This is a genomic window from Pseudaminobacter soli (ex Zhang et al. 2022), from assembly GCF_014595955.1.
Classification (GTDB): domain Bacteria; phylum Pseudomonadota; class Alphaproteobacteria; order Rhizobiales; family Rhizobiaceae; genus Kumtagia; species Kumtagia pseudosoli.
This window is the reverse complement of record NZ_JABVCF010000002.1, coordinates 523,899-538,221: the sequence shown is the minus strand read 5'-3', so window position 1 is coordinate 538,221 and position 14,323 is coordinate 523,899. Positions and strand designations below refer to the sequence as shown.

The following is a 14,323-nucleotide window of genomic DNA, read 5'->3' as shown; positions in this document are numbered from 1 at the left end:
GGCCCCTCACACCGTCGGTCGGAATGGTTTCGCCAGTGACGCCGGGAAATGTTCGGCGAGCATCTGCCGGTTCTGCGAGATGATCACCAGCACCACGATCGTCGCGAGATAGGGCAGCGCTGAAAGCAATTCGGACGGCACCGCGAGGCCCAGCGCCTGCCCCTGCAATTGCAGGATCGTCATACCGCCGAACAGCCATGCTCCGAGCAGGACCCTGTAGGCCCGCCATGTCGCGAAGACCACCAGCGCCAAGGCGATCCAGCCCTTGCCGGCGGTCATGTTCTCGACCCACAGCGGCGTGTAGGCTACGGATAGGTAGGCGCCGCCGAGCCCGGCCATCAGCCCGCCGAACAGCACGGCCCAGTAGCGGATCTTCACCACCGGATAGCCGATCGCGTGGGCGATCTCGGGAGACTCGCCGATCGTTCGCAAGATCAGCCCGCCCTTGGTGCGGCTGAGAAACCAGGCGATGGCGACGAAGGACAGAATCGCCAGATAGACCAGCGGATCGTAGCGGAAGAGCAGCGGCCCGAGCACCGGGATATCTGATAGCAGCGGGATGGCGAGAGGCTTCAGTCCGTCTATCGGTTCGCTGCCGAAGTTGCGGCCGAGAAAGGCCGATACGCCCGAGCCGAAGATCGCGAGCGCCAGTCCGGCGGCGTACTGGTTGGTCAGGAATGTCAGCGCCAGCACCCCGAACAGCAGCGACGCCGCAGCGCCGGCGAGCGCCCCGGCGAGGATCGCCAGCGGCATCGGCAGGCCCGCGACGACCGCCCAGAAGGCGAAGGCCGCGCCCACCAGCATCATGCCCTCGATGCCGAGGTTTAAGACACCTGATTTCTCCACGACCAGTTCCCCGAGAGCGGCGAAGATCAGCGGCGTGGCGGCGATGACCGTTCCCGTGAAGATGGCGACGAAAAGGTCCATCAGGCGTGCTCCGCAAGCCGCCGCAGGCGGTAGAAGATGAAGAAGTCGGCGGCGAGCAGGAAAAAAAGCAGGATTCCTTGAAAAATGCGCGTCAGCGCCGAAGGCAGGCCGAGGCTCATCTGCACCGCCTCTCCGCCCAAGAACAGCAATGACAGAAGCAGGCCGCCGAGCACGATGCCGAAGGCGTTCAATCTCCCGACGAAGGCGACGATGATCGCTGCGAAACCGTAGCCGGGCGAGATCTGCGGCGAGAGCTGCCCCAGCGGTCCCGAAAGCTCGGCCATCCCGGCGAGTCCCGCTGCCGCGCCGCCGGCGAGCAGGCCCGTCCACACGGCCGAGGACTCGCGGAAGCCGGCATAGCGGGCGGCAAGCGGCGCGGCTCCGCTCACCGACAGTTTGTAACCGAGAAAGCTGCGGTCGGCGAACAGCCACATCGCGACCACTGCGATGACCGTGATGAAGATCGAGGAGTTGAGCCGGTAGGAGTAGTCGAAGGGCTCGAACATGGCGGCGCCGGGCAGCAGCGCCGTCTGCGGATAGTTGAAGCCGGCCGGATCGCGCCACGGCCCGTGAACCAGCCACGACAAGAGCAGCGTGGCGATATAGGTCAGCATGAGCGTGACGAGGATCTCGTTGGTGTTCATGCGCGCCCGCAGGAAGGCGGGAATCGCCGCCCAGGCCATGCCGGCCACGGCACCGGCTATAAGCATCAGCGGCAGGAGCAGAAAACTCTCAGGATCGGGATAGAACAGGCCGACGCCGCATGCCGCGATGGCGCCAATGATGAGCTGTCCTTCGGCGCCAATGTTCCAGACGTTGGCGCGAAAGCCGACCGCGAGACCGCAGGCGATCAAGATTAGCGGCGAGGCCTTCAACAGCAGTTCGGAAAGGCCGTTCAGCGAACTCACCGGCTCCACGAAGAAGGCGTTGAGCGTCGCGAGCGGGTCATAGCCGAGGACCGCGAAGAACACGGAACCCACGATGATGGTGAGGAGCGTCGCGATTGCCGGGGCTGCGACCCGCATGAGCGCAGACGGTTCGGGCCGCCGTTCAATCCTGTAGCGCAAGACCGCTCTTCTCCGATGTCGCGGTGCCCAATCTGGTCATCAGCAGCCCCACTTCCTCGCGGTTGGTCTCGGCCCGCATCAGCGGAGGCGAAACGCGCCCCTGGCAGATGACCAGCAGCCGGTCGCAGATCTCGAACAACTCGTCGAGTTCCTCCGAGACCACCAGCACCGCAGCGCCGGCGCGGCTGAGATCGACCAAGGTCTGGCGGATGAAGGCTGCCGCTCCAACGTCGACACCCCATGTCGGCTGCGAAACCAGCAGGAGTTTTGGAGCGAGCACGATCTCCCGGCCGACGATGTATTTCTGCAGATTGCCGCCGGAGAGGCTCTGGGCGGCGGCTTCCGGCCCGTTCGCCTTAACGCCGAAGCGCTCGATGATGTTCTTGGCGAAGGCCACTGCCCTGCCCCGGTCGACAAAACCGCTGCGGACCAGGCCAGCGCGATTGCCAGTGAGCAGCGCGTTCTCCCAAAGCGTGTGCGAGGGAACAGCGCCACGGCCGAGCCGCTCTTCCGGCACGAAGGTCATGCCGAGCCTTCGCCGCGCGTTGGCGTGGAGACGCCCTGCATCCTTGCCCCCGATGCGAATTGCTTCCACCCTTTTGTGGGTGCGCTCGCCGCTGAGCAGCGATATCAGTTCCGCCTGGCCATTGCCGGAAACCCCGGCGATGCCGACGATCTCGCCGCCAAAAACTTCGAACGAAACGTCGCGCAGGTTCACGCCGTGGTGGCTGCGGGATTCGGCCGACAAGTCGCGCACTTCAAGCACCGGCCCGTCGCTCAGATTCGAGGGCGTCACGTTCATGTGCGGCAGGTTGGAGCCGACCATCATGCGGGCGAGTTCGAGCGAGGTCGTCTCCTTCGGCTTGGCCGTGCCGGTCACCCGGCCGTTGCGCAGCACGGTCGCCGAGTCGCAAAGCTGCTGCACCTCGTCCAGCTTGTGGCTGATGTAGAGAATGCTGCAGCCTTCGGCGGCAAGCTGGCGCAAGGTCTCGAAGAGTTTTGACACGGCCTGCGGCGTGAGGACCGATGTCGGCTCGTCGAGGATGAGAAGTTTTGGGTTCTGCAGGAGGCAGCGCACGATCTCGACCCGCTGGCGCTCGCCGACCGAAAGCTCGTGCACCTTTCGCGCCGGGTCGATCGGCATGCCGTAGCGCTGCGAGAGCTCGACAATGCGGGAGGACAGCGCCCTGCGGTCGAACGGCCCGCGCAAGCAGAGCGCGATGTTTTCGGCAACGGTGACGGATTCGAACAGCGCGAAATGCTGGTAGACCATCTCGACGCCCAGCGCGCGAGACACCGCCGGATTGTGATCCTGGATCAGCTTGCCGTCGCAGTAGATCTCGCCGGAATCAGCCTGCGCCGCGCCGTAGATGATCTTCATCAGGGTGGATTTGCCGGCTCCATTCTCCCCCAGCACGGCGTGGATCTCGCCGGGCATGATTGCCAGCGAGATATCGTCGTTGGCGAGGACGCCAGGATAACGCTTCGAGATGTTGCGCAGTTCGAGGCGGGGGGTCATCGGCTGGGTTCTGGCTTCCTCTTGACCACGGACGAGCGGGGCGCCGCGGCCAGCGAACCCCTCCCCCTTGAGGGGAGGGTCGACGAGCGAGCCGAGCGAAGCGAGGGGCGCGAGGCGGGGTGGGGTCGCTGCGGCCGTGCTGGACATTCGTTGCCACGGTTGCGCGCGGCCTCTTCCGACCCCCTCTGACCGCTTCGCGGCCATCTCCCCCTCAAGGGGGGAGAGAACACTGCGGCCATGCTTACCCCAGGTTGCCGATCATGCCCTGGACGAACCAGTTCATGCCGCGGATGTCGGGATCCGAAAGCACAGAACCCGCCGCGACCTTGACGTTGCCGTCCTGATCCTTGAGCTCGCCGGTATAGGGGTGGACCTTGCCGGAGCCGATGTCGGTCTCAAGCTGCTTCAGCTTCTCGCGGACATCCGCCGGGATCGCTTCGTTGTAGGGCGCCATCTTGACCACCCCTGCGGCCAGTCCGTCCCAGCGCACCTCCGGCTTCCAGGTCCCCGCCGCGACGGCCTTCGCCGCGCCGACATAGTCGCGCGACCAGTCGAGCATAAAGGCGGTCAGGTGCTTGCCCGAGCCGAACTTCGACATGTCGCTGGCGTAGCCGATCGACCAGGCGCCCTTCTCGCCGGCGACCTGGACGCCGGTAGGAGTATCCGTCATCGAGCAGATGACATCGCAGCCCTGGCTGACCAGCGTGTTTGCGGCTTCCTTCTCCTTGCCCGGATCGAACCACGAATTGAGGAAGATCGCGTTGCAGGTGATCTCCGGCTTCACGCTCTGAGCGCCGAGCAGCAGCGCATTGGCCGGGCCGACGATGTCCGGGATCGGGAAGCCGCCGATGAAGCCGATCTTGCCGGTCTTGGTCATGTGACCGGCGGCAGCGCCGGCGACGAAAGTGCCCTCATAATACTTCGCCTCGAAAGTGCCCAGATTGGCTAGGTGCACGATTCCCGAGCAGTGCTCGAACGCCGTCTCGGGGAAGCGGGGCGCGACCTTCTGCATCGGCGTGCCGTGCGAGAAGCTGGTGCCGAAGATCAGCTTGTTGCCTGAGGCGGCGAGCTCACGAAAAACGCGCTCGGCATCCTGCGGCATGAAGATATTGTCGAGAACCGTGATCTCGACCTTATCGCCCAGTTCGGCCTTGATGGCCTCGACGCCGAGGCTGTGCTGCTTGGTCCAACCAATCTCCGCAATGGGCGAGACGTAGACGACGCCGATCTTCAGCTTTTCCTCGGCAGCGGCGAGGCCGGGCAGGCCGCCAACGCCAAGCGCGACACCGCCCGCGCCGGAATAGCGCAGGAACTCGCGCCTTGTCACGTCACGCATAAATTGCCCCTCTCTCGTCTGGTTTTTGCAGCAGCCGACTGGAAACGCCGCCGCCTGTCAATGAGGAAACCGCGCTTATCACTGGAATCCCGCGATGAAAACGACAGGCGATCCGAATGGCCGATAAGAGGGGGATTGCCCCGCGTCGGAAGTGCCGACGCGGGCAACGCATAGAGGGTTCGGCAACAAAAGGCGCGCGGCCCGCTCTGTTAGACGGCTTCCAGCGACGCGTTTCAAGGCGCCGGGACCCGGTAACCACGCCGCCCTAGTTCGCCTCAATCCTTCGCGCGCTCGACGTAGGAGCCGTCGGCCGTCATCACCACGATGCGGGTGCCGGTGGTGATGTGCGGCGGCACGGCGGTACGGACGCCGTTGGACAGGGTGGCCGGCTTGTAGGACGAGGACGCCGTCTGGCCCTTGGTGACCGGCTCGGTCTCGACCACCTCGAAGACCGCCCGCTGCGGCAGGACGATCGAGATCGCGCTGCCTTCGTGCAGGGCGAGTTGCACTGCCATGCCTTCCTGCAGGTAGGGCGCCTGGTCGCCGATGACGCTGTCCGAGACCGCCACCTGCTCGAAGCTCTCCGGGTTCATGAAGTGGAAGCCCTCGCCGTCGCTGTAGAGGAAGGTGTGCTCGCGCTCCTCGACATGCGCCCTCTCGACCTGCTCAGTGGTGCGGTAGCGCTCGGACACCTTCACGCCGTCGGAGATGCGACGCATGTCGAGCTGCGTCACCGGCGTACCCTTGCCGGGGTGTATGTTTTCCGCGAACAGAATGACGTAGAGCTTTCCGTCCTTATCGACGACATTTCCCTTGCGGAGAGAGCTGGCGATCACCTTCACGGGGTCAATCCTGCGATGTAAGTTGTGGCATTCGGCTGAAGAGCCTCGCTGGGGCCCCTACAGCATTCCGGCCTTTGTTGCCACCATCTTTCGAACATCAGCAGATCAGTCATGACCGAAGCCTCCCCCTGGTGGACTCCTCACGTCCATGCCGACCGCCGCCCGCGGCTCATTGCGCGCAGCAGGATCAGCGCCGCCATCCGCGCCTGGTTCGCCGAGCGCGACTTCATCGAAGTCGAGACCGCCAGCCTGCAGGTCTCGCCGGGCAACGAGACGCACATCTCCGCCTTTGCGACGCAGGAGATCGGCTCCGACGGCTCGCACTGGCCGCGCTATCTCCACACCTCCCCCGAATTCGCCTGCAAGAAGCTGCTGGCGGCCGGCGAGAAGCGGATCTTCAGCTTCGGGCCCGTCTGGCGCAACCGCGAACGCGGTCCGCTGCACCACCCCGAGTTCAGGATGGTCGAGTGGTACCGCGTCGGGGAGACATATGAGAGCCTGATGGCCGACTGTGCCGCACTGCTGTCCCTGGCCGCCAAGACGGCGGATTGTCGCCAGTTCTCGTTCCGTGGCCGGACCGCCGATCCTCTCGCCGAGCCTGAACGCCTCACTGTGGCCGAGGCATTCGAGCGGTACGCCGGCATCGACCTTCTGGCCAGCGTCGGGCGCGATGGCAGCACCGATCGCGAGCAGCTGAACGCCGCCGCCGTTTCCGCGGGCATCGTCACCGCGCCGGACGACAGTTGGGCCGACATCTTTAGCAAGGTGATCGTGGAGAAGGTCGAGCCGGAGCTTGGGCATGGACGATCGACGATCCTGTGCGAATACCCCATTTCGATGGCGGCTCTCGCCCGGCCGAGCCCGCGTGATTCGCGCGTTTCCGAACGTTTCGAGCTTTATTGCTGCGGGGTTGAGCTCGCAAACGCCTTCGGCGAACTGACGGATGTCGCCGAGCAGCGCCGCCGCTTCGCCGCCGAGATGGAGGAGAAGGAAAGGATCTACGGCGAGCGCTACCCGATCGACGAAGACTTCCTGAACGCCCTCTCCCTGATGCCGGAGGCGAGCGGCATTGCGCTCGGCTTCGACCGGCTGGTCATGCTGGCCAGCGGGGCGTCCAAGATCGAGGACGTGATCTGGACCCCTGTCGCGGAAGGGTGATCACCCCCGCCGACATCTCGGCAACTTTGGGGCGCAGAACTACTTCTAATGGTGACGGATCTACCGCCGAGCCAGCAAACGCTGGCGAACAAAGGAGCATGTGATGGCAAGTTCGACCCGACGCCCCGGCGACCCCTTTGCCGCGGCCGAGGCCGTGTTCAGGCCAGCGCCGAAGCCGGCGGCCGAAGCCAGGCGAGAGCCAATCTTGGCGGCCGCGCGGGAGACTGTGACCCTCAAGCTGGACCGTGACGTACTCGATCACTTCCAGGCAGAAGGGCCCGGCTGGCAGGAGCGCATCAACTCGGCATTGCGCGAGATGGTGAAGGCGGCCGGCATGGACGACCCGGGGAAAAGGCCCGAAGAGCTCAACGCGACCAACGACGACTGAAATGAAAAAAAGCCCGTCGGCTGAGCCGACGGGCTTCATAGGTGGACCGGCTTCGGGAGGAGGGGATGCCGGTCCGTGCCGCCGCAGCTGGGAGGAGGAAGGCCGCGGCGGGAAACGGATTACTGGCGGCCCTTGGCGGCCACGAGGTAGATGTCGGCGCGGCTGATGCCGAGGTCGGCGAGCTCACGGTTGGAAAGGCGGCTCAGCTCGTTCACGGTCTCGCGATAACGGCGCCAATTCCGATAGTTACGCAGCAGGTTCATGGTACTCTCTCTTTGTTCTTGCTAGTGCCGATGTTCTTCTTACCCCGCTCAGATAGGGGTGTCTCAAACCGATTTGAATAGCCACTCGCGCATGCCGGCAATGCGGTTGTTGCATAGCTACGATGCAACCTAAACGCGGTGCATTTCTGAGCTTCTGCCCCATGCCTCGACGATAGATATCCGTTCGTCGCCGGATGCATGCACAGAGACGGCCTGCAGGAACGAGGACGCCGTGAGCACGGCGGCAACCGCGATATCGATCAACGTGGCGGCAAGTACCCTTTTCATTGCCCCCTCCATTCGGTCGCTCATTGGCGGTGAGTGCCACATCGCAGAGGCATGTTTCGTCTCGATTTCGTTATTGGATCGATATGTTTCGTTTTCCCAACTTCTCTTGACCGTTTGTGCCCGATGTTGTATTAATTCGCCGAAACATACGGGCGCGACCAGTCGCATGTCAGTTCGACCCGTATGCGCATTTGCCTGACATCGGAAGTAGTTGATCACCGGATTCCTGGGCTTTCCGGGCCGGAAACAGCAACGCAACAAAGCGGAAGCCGAACGTCATCGTTCGGATACGCGGGAGGAGAATATGTCGCCTTGCGAAAATGAAAACGAAAGCATGGGCATGATGAACTGGCTCACCAAGGTCTTCATTGCGACGACGGCATTGGCGGCCGTCGCACTGCTGGCCGATAGCGGGCGCGCAGCATCCGCGGATGTGCAGTTTGCAACCCATGCGGCCATGTTGTTCGCTCTGCCCCGGACCCTGTCGAGCGGCCGCATCCGGCCACGGAAGGGAGGCTGGCGTTTCCGCATCGAACCTTCTCCGCCCCGGCGCGTTAGGGCAGCATCGATGCTCCATCGCGTCCGGGGACGCGGCGCGAACGCCGGCTGACCAAGTCGGCCGGTGCTGGTGGGATGAGGTTACGGGGATAAGTCATGAAGTCCGATTTCGCAGCAGGCATCTTGAGAGTCCTGGTCTATGCCCAGGTCCTCCTGTGCTTCGCCGGAGCGGCCACGGTCTTCATCCGCGACCGTGACGAGCCGCAGAGCGTGGCGATCGGGACCAGCGTACCCTCGTCGTCCGAGGCTGGCGTCCGGCTGTAAGCCGCGGCTCAGTCGTGCTGGCGTTCCGGCGGATCGAACCGGTAGCCGGCACCGCGGATGGTCACGATCGACTCGGTGTCGAGTTTTCGTCGCAGCCTGACGATTCGTGAGTCGATCGACCGGTCGAACGCTTCCGTACTCTCCGCCGGTGCAGCCGCAATGATGTTGTCCCGCGTCAGAACCTTGCGCGGGTGAGCGAGGAAAAGTCTGAGCAGAGCCACCTGCCCCGGCGAAAGCTGCTCCTCCTCGCCCGATTTGTGCATCACCAGAGCCGATCTGAGGTCAATCGTGGAATTCTCGAGTGTGACGAGTTCCGGAGCCGCCTTGCCCTTCCGCGCGAGCAGGCCGGCGATCCGCGCCGCCAGTTCGCGGGTATTCACCGGGGCATCCACGACGTCGGCTGCGCCGAGTTCGAGGGCGAGCACGGTCTCCACCAGTTCGGTCCTGGGGCGCAGAACCACGACGCTCGGGGCGTTCTCCCCCTGTAGCCGGCGCAAAAGCACCTGGGTAGCAACAGTTGGCAGCCTCTCGCCAAGCACGATGACGTCGAGAGAACTTGTCAGCAGAGGGCGAAGTTCCCAGTCCTCGTCGGCGCGGGCGACGTCGTATCCGCGCCGCTCGAGATAGTCCGCCACATGATCAGCGTCGGCGAGGCAGGCAAGTCCAATCATTGGTCTTCGAGCCATTGCCGTTCCAACCCCTATTCGAATGGTCTGGACATCATGTTTCTTCCTAATCTACTTTCCAGCGAATTTGGAGACTGGATCACACTGCGCGCCAGGATTGCCATCGTCGAGGACGAGCCCGACCTTAGGGAGGCCGTCGCCGAGTATCTCGGCGCGAACGGCTATGACGTGACTGCGCTGGACAGCGCGGAGGCTATGCGGGAGGCGGCGGAGAGGACGCCGTTCAATCTCGTGATTCTCGATATCGCCATGCCCGGCGAGGACGGCCTTTCGCTCGGGCGCTGGCTGCGATCGCAAATGCCGGTCGGCCTCATCTATGCCACCGCGGCCGGAACGGCCATCGACCGGATCGTCGGCCTGGAACTGGGCGCCGACGATTATCTGGTGAAGCCCTACGAGCTTCGAGAGTTGCTCGCCCGGGTGCGCAGCGTGCTGCGCCGCGTGCCCTCGCCCGAAGAAACGCATGCTCAACGCAACGGGCGGCACGAGGACAGTCGCCGTTGCGTCTCCTTCGCCGATTTCAACGCCGATCTCGACGGACGAATTCTTACCCGTTCGGATGGCACCGTCATCGACATGGCCAAGAGCGAGTTCGACGTGCTGGAGGCGTTCCTGACAAGGCCGAATCGCCTGCTCACGCGCATGGCACTCTCGGAGGCGATAGGTTTGAGCGAGGAGCCTGAGACCTCGCGGGCCGTCGACATCAGGATCATGCGGCTGCGCAAGAAGATCGAAGCGGACCCGGCAAATCCGCGCTTCCTGCGCACCGTGCGTGGCGAAGGCTACATCTTCGCGCTGCCTGACGAAGCAAACTGAACCACTGACGAACTCAACCTGACCGACAAGCGTCGCGGGGACACGCAATGACGCAGGACATGATCATGGCCTCGGTGGCCGAGTTCGCACGGGGCGGCTCGGCGGTGGCGGCGTTGCGCATGATGCGCCTGCTGCGCCAGGCGCCCGACTGGCAGCAGACCGTGCCGGAGGTGCTGGAGACCCTCGGCCGCAAGCTCGACTGCCACCGCGCCGTCCTGTTCCGCTTGCGTGAACTGCCCGGCAAGGGCTTCGCGCAATCGATCGCCTCTTATTGGGTCGATGCGACGGTCGCGGGAGTTGCCGCGTCGCCGACGACCATCTCCCAGGACGTCATGGAGTCCGATCCCTTCCTTGCCCGGCTGTCGACGGAGCTTCGCCAAGGCAAGATTTTCGCGGGATTGACGAGCAACCTGAACGGTTTCCTCCGCGACGACTTCGAACAGCAGCACATCAAATCCTTCCTCTCGGTGTCCGTCTTCGCGCACGGACATCTGTGGGGCAGCCTCGCCGTCAACGACTGCTGCCGCGAGCGCGGCTGGGCGGAGAACGAGATCGCGGCGATGGAGATGGTCGCGCTGGCGATCGGCGATGCCATCGAGCGCTCCTTCACCGAGGCGCATGTCAGCGATATCGTCCGGCGGACGATGATCCAAGCCTCGCTCGATGCCATCATCGTCATGGACGAGACCGGCAGCATCATCGAGTTCAATCCGGCCGCCGAGAAGATGTTCGGCTACACGCGTAACGAGATTCTCGGCCACGACCTGCTCGACACGGTCGTCCCCGCCAAGTTCCGCCAAGGCTACTCCAATGGGGCGGAATACATGGCCGGCCGCGGCGCACCAATGATCGGCCAGCGCATGGAGACCATCACCCAGAACTCTGCCGGCGAGGTCTTTCCGATCGAGTTAACGGCCACCGAGATCAAGGTGGCCGACCGCCGGCTGATCTTCGGCTCGGTCCGCGACCTGCGCGAGAAGCATCGCGCCGAGGAAGAGATCAACCGGCAGCGCGAGCGCCTCCACCAGAACGAGAAGATGGCGGCTATGGGCTCGCTGCTGGCGGGCGTTTCGCACGAGCTCAACAATCCGCTGGCGGTCGTCGTCGCCCAATCGACCCTGCTCCACGAGTTCGCCCCCGATCCACAGACCAAGCTTAGGGCAGAAAAGGTGCGGGCAGCGGCCGAACGTTGTGGCCGCATCGTTAAGAGCTTCCTCGGAATGGTGAGGCTGCATCCGCCGAGCCAGGGCGAGATGGACTTGAACAACGCCGTGCGGGCCGCACTGGAGGTGACCGCCTACGGCGCCCGTTCCAGCGGCATCCAGATCGAGACAGACTTCGTCAAGGGATCGCTCTCGGTGCTTGCCGATCCGGATCACATCACCCAGGTCGTTGCCAACCTGCTGGTCAACAGCCAGCACGCGCTTGCTGCGATCAATGGCGAAAAGCGCATAAAGGTACGCACCTTCCGGCGCGACGACGGCAAATGCGGTTTCACCGTGGAAGACAACGGGCCTGGCGTTCCGATGCATGTCCGGCACCGGATCTTCGAATCCTATTTTACCACCAAGCCGGTTGGTGTCGGCACTGGCATCGGCTTATCGATCTCAAAATCCATCATAGAGCGCTGCAAGGGTCGCGTCTGGCATGAGCCAGCCCTTCCGAACGGCGCTCGCTTCGTGGTGGAGCTTCCCGCCATGAACGGCGGCGCCGACAGCTTTGCGGTCGGTCCCGCCCAGGCGACCGGCATCGGTCATGCCCTGATCATCGACGACGAGCCCGATGTGGCCGGGGCGCTGGCAGACCTCCTCCTGCTGATGGGCGTCAAGTCCCGCACCGTTCCGGCCTGGACGTCAGCCGAGGAGGTGCTGGGCGGTGAGGAGATCGACATCGTCTTCAGCGATCTCAGGATGCCCGGCGCAGACGGTCTGATGATCTTTGAGGAACTCACGCAGAAGCGGCCAGAACTCGCCAATCGCTTCGTTCTGGTGACAGGTGACATGATCGGGGCACGCGCACAGGTCGAGCAACTGCCGGCCGAACATCGTCCGCACATCCTCGAGAAGCCGTTCAGCACGCTCGATGTCCGTAGCGTCCTGGCTGCGGTCAACGAGAAACTCGCGGTCCCGCGATAGTCGGACGGCTCCTGCAACTGAGACCAGCCGCAGGAGCCCATGCGCCTGAGACGGGCGCTGGGAGGATATCTAGAACACGTTCGGCGTCGAGGCATTGGGAGCGGCGGCCTTAAGCCTGCGGACCTTGCGCTCACCGAGGCCTGAGTGCTGCGCGATCTCGATAAGGCATTGGTCGCTCTCCGAGCCCCAGGCCTGCCCCCTGCAGGCGATCTCGGTCTCGCTCAACTCCTGCCGGGTTGTGTCGGTGAAAGTGCCGCCATTCCCGCTCACCCGCAGCGGCTCGTCGCGGTTGGCAAGTGCGGAGCCCACATTTGGCACCAGCGCCATCGACAGGAAGCAGATGCCGACCGCGATCGCGAACATCGCCATCGGGTGCTCTGCCGATCGCCGGCGAAGCACAAGGCGGGGCAGTTTCAAAAAGCTCGATTTCGGCTGACTGGAATTGGCATTCACGGCGGAGCGGAACATCGTCGTCGGCCCGATCTTGGTTGAATGTTTGGTTGATCGAGACGTAGTAGCTCGGCTCCGTATCTGACCGATGCTGCACGTTTTGAGATTCGTATCAGCAAAGCGCAACAGAATCGGGCATCGAGCACACGCACTCTCTTCGCCGCGCCACAAAGCCTGAGCGCCCCATGGGGCAGTTGATGGTACCCCCATAGCTCACAGCTTTCTCCTCCGGGGCGCTTTCAGTCCTGTCCAGCGCTGGCCGCAACACTCTCCTAAGCATCGGAGATCACGGATGTTTCGGCCTCTGCCGCGTCCTGCAAACAGCGTAACGAGAGCCACCGTTTCAGGTAAAAGATTGCTTGTAATCGAGAAAACGAGCTATATTGAATGCCCGTTCAATATCCAGCGAGCGCCGCCATGAACCTGCACCGCCATGACGTGACCGTGCCGGAGGGATGGGACAGGCGGGGACTGCCGGGCTGGAGCTATCACAGCCAGGCGCTTCTTGACCTCGAGAAGGAGCACGTCTTCCGAACCCATTGGCAGATCGTCGGACATGTCTCCGACATGCCGAGCCCGGGCGACTATCTGGCCATCGACATCGTGGGAGAGCGAGCTCTGGTCGTCCGGGGACAGGACGGCGTCGTCAGGGCCTTCCACAATCTGTGCCGGCATCGCGGCTCGCGCGTGGTGGCCGACGACAGGGGCCATTGCAAGAACGCGCTCGTCTGTCCCTTCCACGGATGGGTCTACAATCTCGACGGGACGCTTCGAGGCGCCGCCCGCCCCCGCTCCTTCCCGGAACTCGACAAGGTCGATTTCGGGCTGATCCCTCTCGACCTGGAGATCTGGATGGGCCTGATCTTCGTGCGGTTCCGGAAGGGCCCTCAGCCCTCCGTCGCGGAACTGATGCGGCCCATGACCGACGAGATCGCCCACTACCGGATCGGCGAGATGGTTCTCTCCGACGGCTTCTGGTCGCAGAAGATCCCGGTGAACTGGAAATCGGTGCGGGACGTCGACAATGAGGGCTATCACGTCGCCATGGCCCATCCGGCGCTGCAGGACCTCTATGGCGCCGACTATTTCGACGAGCCGTATGTGAAGGGCGTGTCGCGCTCCTTCTCGACCTACAGTCCCCACGCCGGCCGCCGCTGGAGCGTGCGCAACTACGTACGGATTGCAACGGAGGCGGATCACCTTCCCGACGATCTGAAGAAGGCGTGGGTCTATTACGGCATCTTTCCGAATATGGTCATCGCCGCGACGCCTGAGAGCGCGCAGTTCTATCAGGAATTTCCGCTCTCCACCGGGGAGACCCTGCTGCGCGGTGCGATCTATCGCTACCCCAACGAGAACCGCCGCCAGCGAGCGGCTCGCTATCTGGCGCGCCGCATCGACCGGGAAACCACGTCCGAGGACATCCAACTGACCATCTGGTCGAACGAATCCATGCTGTCGGACGCCTTCTCGGGCTTCTTTCTTTCGGACCTGGAATACGGGGTGCGAACGCACCACGACCATCTGCGCCGGGTTCTTCCGGTCCTCCGTCTCGAGACCGTGCCCGATGAGAAGGAGATGTCGAACCTTAACGAGGCCCTGCTGTCGCGGGCATGATCGGCACCG

Annotated in this window: 16 protein-coding genes; 7 read left to right on the top strand and 9 right to left on the bottom strand. The window is 63.8% G+C overall.

Going from position 1 to position 14,323, the window contains the following annotated elements; genetic code table 11:
- Positions 1-6: 6 nt before the first annotated feature.
- The 5 genes from HUI96_RS05805 to efp form a co-directional block, all read right to left on the bottom strand.
- On the bottom strand, positions 7-927 hold the full coding sequence (locus tag HUI96_RS05805; RefSeq protein WP_188253685.1) for an ABC transporter permease: 921 nt from the start codon (positions 925-927) through the stop codon (positions 7-9).
- Entirely contained in the window at positions 927-1,994 is a 1,068-nt protein-coding gene (locus HUI96_RS05800) for an ABC transporter permease (protein WP_188253684.1), read from the bottom strand. Before HUI96_RS05800 ends, HUI96_RS05805 begins: the two co-directional genes overlap by 1 nt.
- A complete protein-coding gene (locus HUI96_RS05795; RefSeq protein ID WP_188253683.1) occupies positions 1,978-3,513 on the bottom strand; it encodes an ABC transporter ATP-binding protein in 1,536 nt (511 codons plus the stop codon). The genes HUI96_RS05800 and HUI96_RS05795 overlap by 17 nt, the downstream gene beginning before the upstream one ends.
- A gap of 241 nt (positions 3,514-3,754) precedes the next feature.
- Positions 3,755-4,849 (bottom strand): BMP family ABC transporter substrate-binding protein, encoded by a 1,095-nt coding sequence (locus tag HUI96_RS05790; RefSeq protein WP_188253682.1) that lies wholly within the window; start codon positions 4,847-4,849, stop codon positions 3,755-3,757.
- A gap of 275 nt (positions 4,850-5,124) precedes the next feature.
- Positions 5,125-5,691, bottom strand: coding sequence for an elongation factor P (gene efp / locus HUI96_RS05785; RefSeq protein ID WP_188253681.1), 567 nt, complete (start codon positions 5,689-5,691; stop codon positions 5,125-5,127).
- A 111-nt stretch (positions 5,692-5,802) separates the two neighbouring features.
- On the opposite strand from efp, the gene epmA reads away from it, so the two are divergent.
- Positions 5,803-6,849: an EF-P lysine aminoacylase EpmA gene (gene epmA / locus HUI96_RS05780; RefSeq protein WP_188253680.1), complete on the top strand. Its 1,047-nt coding sequence runs from the start codon at positions 5,803-5,805 to the stop codon at positions 6,847-6,849.
- A 103-nt stretch (positions 6,850-6,952) separates the two neighbouring features.
- Complete coding sequence (locus HUI96_RS05775) at positions 6,953-7,237, top strand: BrnA antitoxin family protein (RefSeq protein WP_188253679.1); 285 nt, start codon at positions 6,953-6,955, stop codon at positions 7,235-7,237.
- A 119-nt stretch (positions 7,238-7,356) separates the two neighbouring features.
- Here the strand turns inward: HUI96_RS05775 and HUI96_RS05770 are convergent, their stop codons facing one another.
- On the bottom strand, positions 7,357-7,500 hold the full coding sequence (locus tag HUI96_RS05770) for a DUF1127 domain-containing protein (RefSeq protein ID WP_188253678.1): 144 nt from the start codon (positions 7,498-7,500) through the stop codon (positions 7,357-7,359).
- 129 nt (positions 7,501-7,629) lie between these two features.
- A complete protein-coding gene (locus HUI96_RS05765; protein WP_188253677.1) occupies positions 7,630-7,788 on the bottom strand; it encodes a hypothetical protein in 159 nt (52 codons plus the stop codon).
- Positions 7,789-7,999: 211 nt separating this feature from the next.
- Here HUI96_RS05765 and HUI96_RS05760 point away from each other — a divergent pair, with 211 nt between their 5' ends.
- Positions 8,000-8,398 (top strand): hypothetical protein, encoded by a 399-nt coding sequence (locus HUI96_RS05760; protein ID WP_188253676.1) that lies wholly within the window; start codon positions 8,000-8,002, stop codon positions 8,396-8,398.
- Between the two features lie 44 nt (positions 8,399-8,442).
- The gene (locus HUI96_RS05755) at positions 8,443-8,610 is read left to right on the top strand and encodes a hypothetical protein (protein ID WP_188253675.1); all 168 of its coding nucleotides are present in this window, start codon (positions 8,443-8,445) and stop codon (positions 8,608-8,610) included.
- A gap of 8 nt (positions 8,611-8,618) precedes the next feature.
- Here the strand turns inward: HUI96_RS05755 and HUI96_RS05750 are convergent, their stop codons facing one another.
- Positions 8,619-9,296, bottom strand: a complete 678-nt coding sequence (locus tag HUI96_RS05750; protein WP_188253674.1) for a winged helix-turn-helix domain-containing protein — start codon at positions 9,294-9,296, stop codon at positions 8,619-8,621.
- Between the two features lie 36 nt (positions 9,297-9,332).
- Between HUI96_RS05750 and HUI96_RS05745 the strand changes: the two genes are divergently transcribed.
- Entirely contained in the window at positions 9,333-10,112 is a 780-nt protein-coding gene (locus HUI96_RS05745; protein ID WP_188253673.1) for a response regulator, read from the top strand.
- A gap of 47 nt (positions 10,113-10,159) precedes the next feature.
- Positions 10,160-12,247 carry a PAS domain S-box protein gene (locus tag HUI96_RS05740; protein WP_237683967.1) on the top strand — a complete coding sequence of 696 codons (2,088 nt, stop codon included), beginning with the start codon at positions 10,160-10,162 and terminating at the stop codon, positions 12,245-12,247.
- A gap of 69 nt (positions 12,248-12,316) precedes the next feature.
- Here the strand turns inward: HUI96_RS05740 and HUI96_RS05735 are convergent, their stop codons facing one another.
- Positions 12,317-12,616, bottom strand: a complete 300-nt coding sequence (locus HUI96_RS05735; RefSeq protein ID WP_188253672.1) for a hypothetical protein — start codon at positions 12,614-12,616, stop codon at positions 12,317-12,319.
- A gap of 498 nt (positions 12,617-13,114) precedes the next feature.
- On the opposite strand from HUI96_RS05735, the gene HUI96_RS05730 reads away from it, so the two are divergent.
- Positions 13,115-14,314 (top strand): aromatic ring-hydroxylating oxygenase subunit alpha, encoded by a 1,200-nt coding sequence (locus HUI96_RS05730; protein ID WP_188253671.1) that lies wholly within the window; start codon positions 13,115-13,117, stop codon positions 14,312-14,314.
- Positions 14,315-14,323: the final 9 nt, after the last annotated feature.

What these genes read in the sequence shown, in the direction of transcription:
- HUI96_RS05805 (WP_188253685.1), bottom strand. Translation starts at nt 927, where the DNA reads ATGGACCTTTTCGTCGCCATCTTCACGGGAACGGTCATCGCCGCCACG.
- HUI96_RS05795 (WP_188253683.1), bottom strand. Translation starts at nt 3,513, where the DNA reads ATGACCCCCCGCCTCGAACTGCGCAACATCTCGAAGCGTTATCCTGGC.
- HUI96_RS05790 (WP_188253682.1), bottom strand. Translation starts at nt 4,849, where the DNA reads ATGCGTGACGTGACAAGGCGCGAGTTCCTGCGCTATTCCGGCGCGGGC.
- epmA (WP_188253680.1), top strand. Translation starts at nt 5,803, where the DNA reads ATGACCGAAGCCTCCCCCTGGTGGACTCCTCACGTCCATGCCGACCGC.
- HUI96_RS05775 (WP_188253679.1), top strand. Translation starts at nt 6,953, where the DNA reads ATGGCAAGTTCGACCCGACGCCCCGGCGACCCCTTTGCCGCGGCCGAG.
- HUI96_RS05770 (WP_188253678.1), bottom strand. Translation starts at nt 7,500, where the DNA reads ATGAACCTGCTGCGTAACTATCGGAATTGGCGCCGTTATCGCGAGACC.
- HUI96_RS05765 (WP_188253677.1), bottom strand. Translation starts at nt 7,788, where the DNA reads ATGAAAAGGGTACTTGCCGCCACGTTGATCGATATCGCGGTTGCCGCC.
- HUI96_RS05755 (WP_188253675.1), top strand. Translation starts at nt 8,443, where the DNA reads ATGAAGTCCGATTTCGCAGCAGGCATCTTGAGAGTCCTGGTCTATGCC.
- HUI96_RS05750 (WP_188253674.1), bottom strand. Translation starts at nt 9,296, where the DNA reads ATGGCTCGAAGACCAATGATTGGACTTGCCTGCCTCGCCGACGCTGAT.
- HUI96_RS05745 (WP_188253673.1), top strand. Translation starts at nt 9,333, where the DNA reads ATGTTTCTTCCTAATCTACTTTCCAGCGAATTTGGAGACTGGATCACA.
- HUI96_RS05740 (WP_237683967.1), top strand. Translation starts at nt 10,160, where the DNA reads ATGACGCAGGACATGATCATGGCCTCGGTGGCCGAGTTCGCACGGGGC.
- HUI96_RS05735 (WP_188253672.1), bottom strand. Translation starts at nt 12,616, where the DNA reads ATGGCGATGTTCGCGATCGCGGTCGGCATCTGCTTCCTGTCGATGGCG.
- HUI96_RS05730 (WP_188253671.1), top strand. Translation starts at nt 13,115, where the DNA reads ATGAACCTGCACCGCCATGACGTGACCGTGCCGGAGGGATGGGACAGG.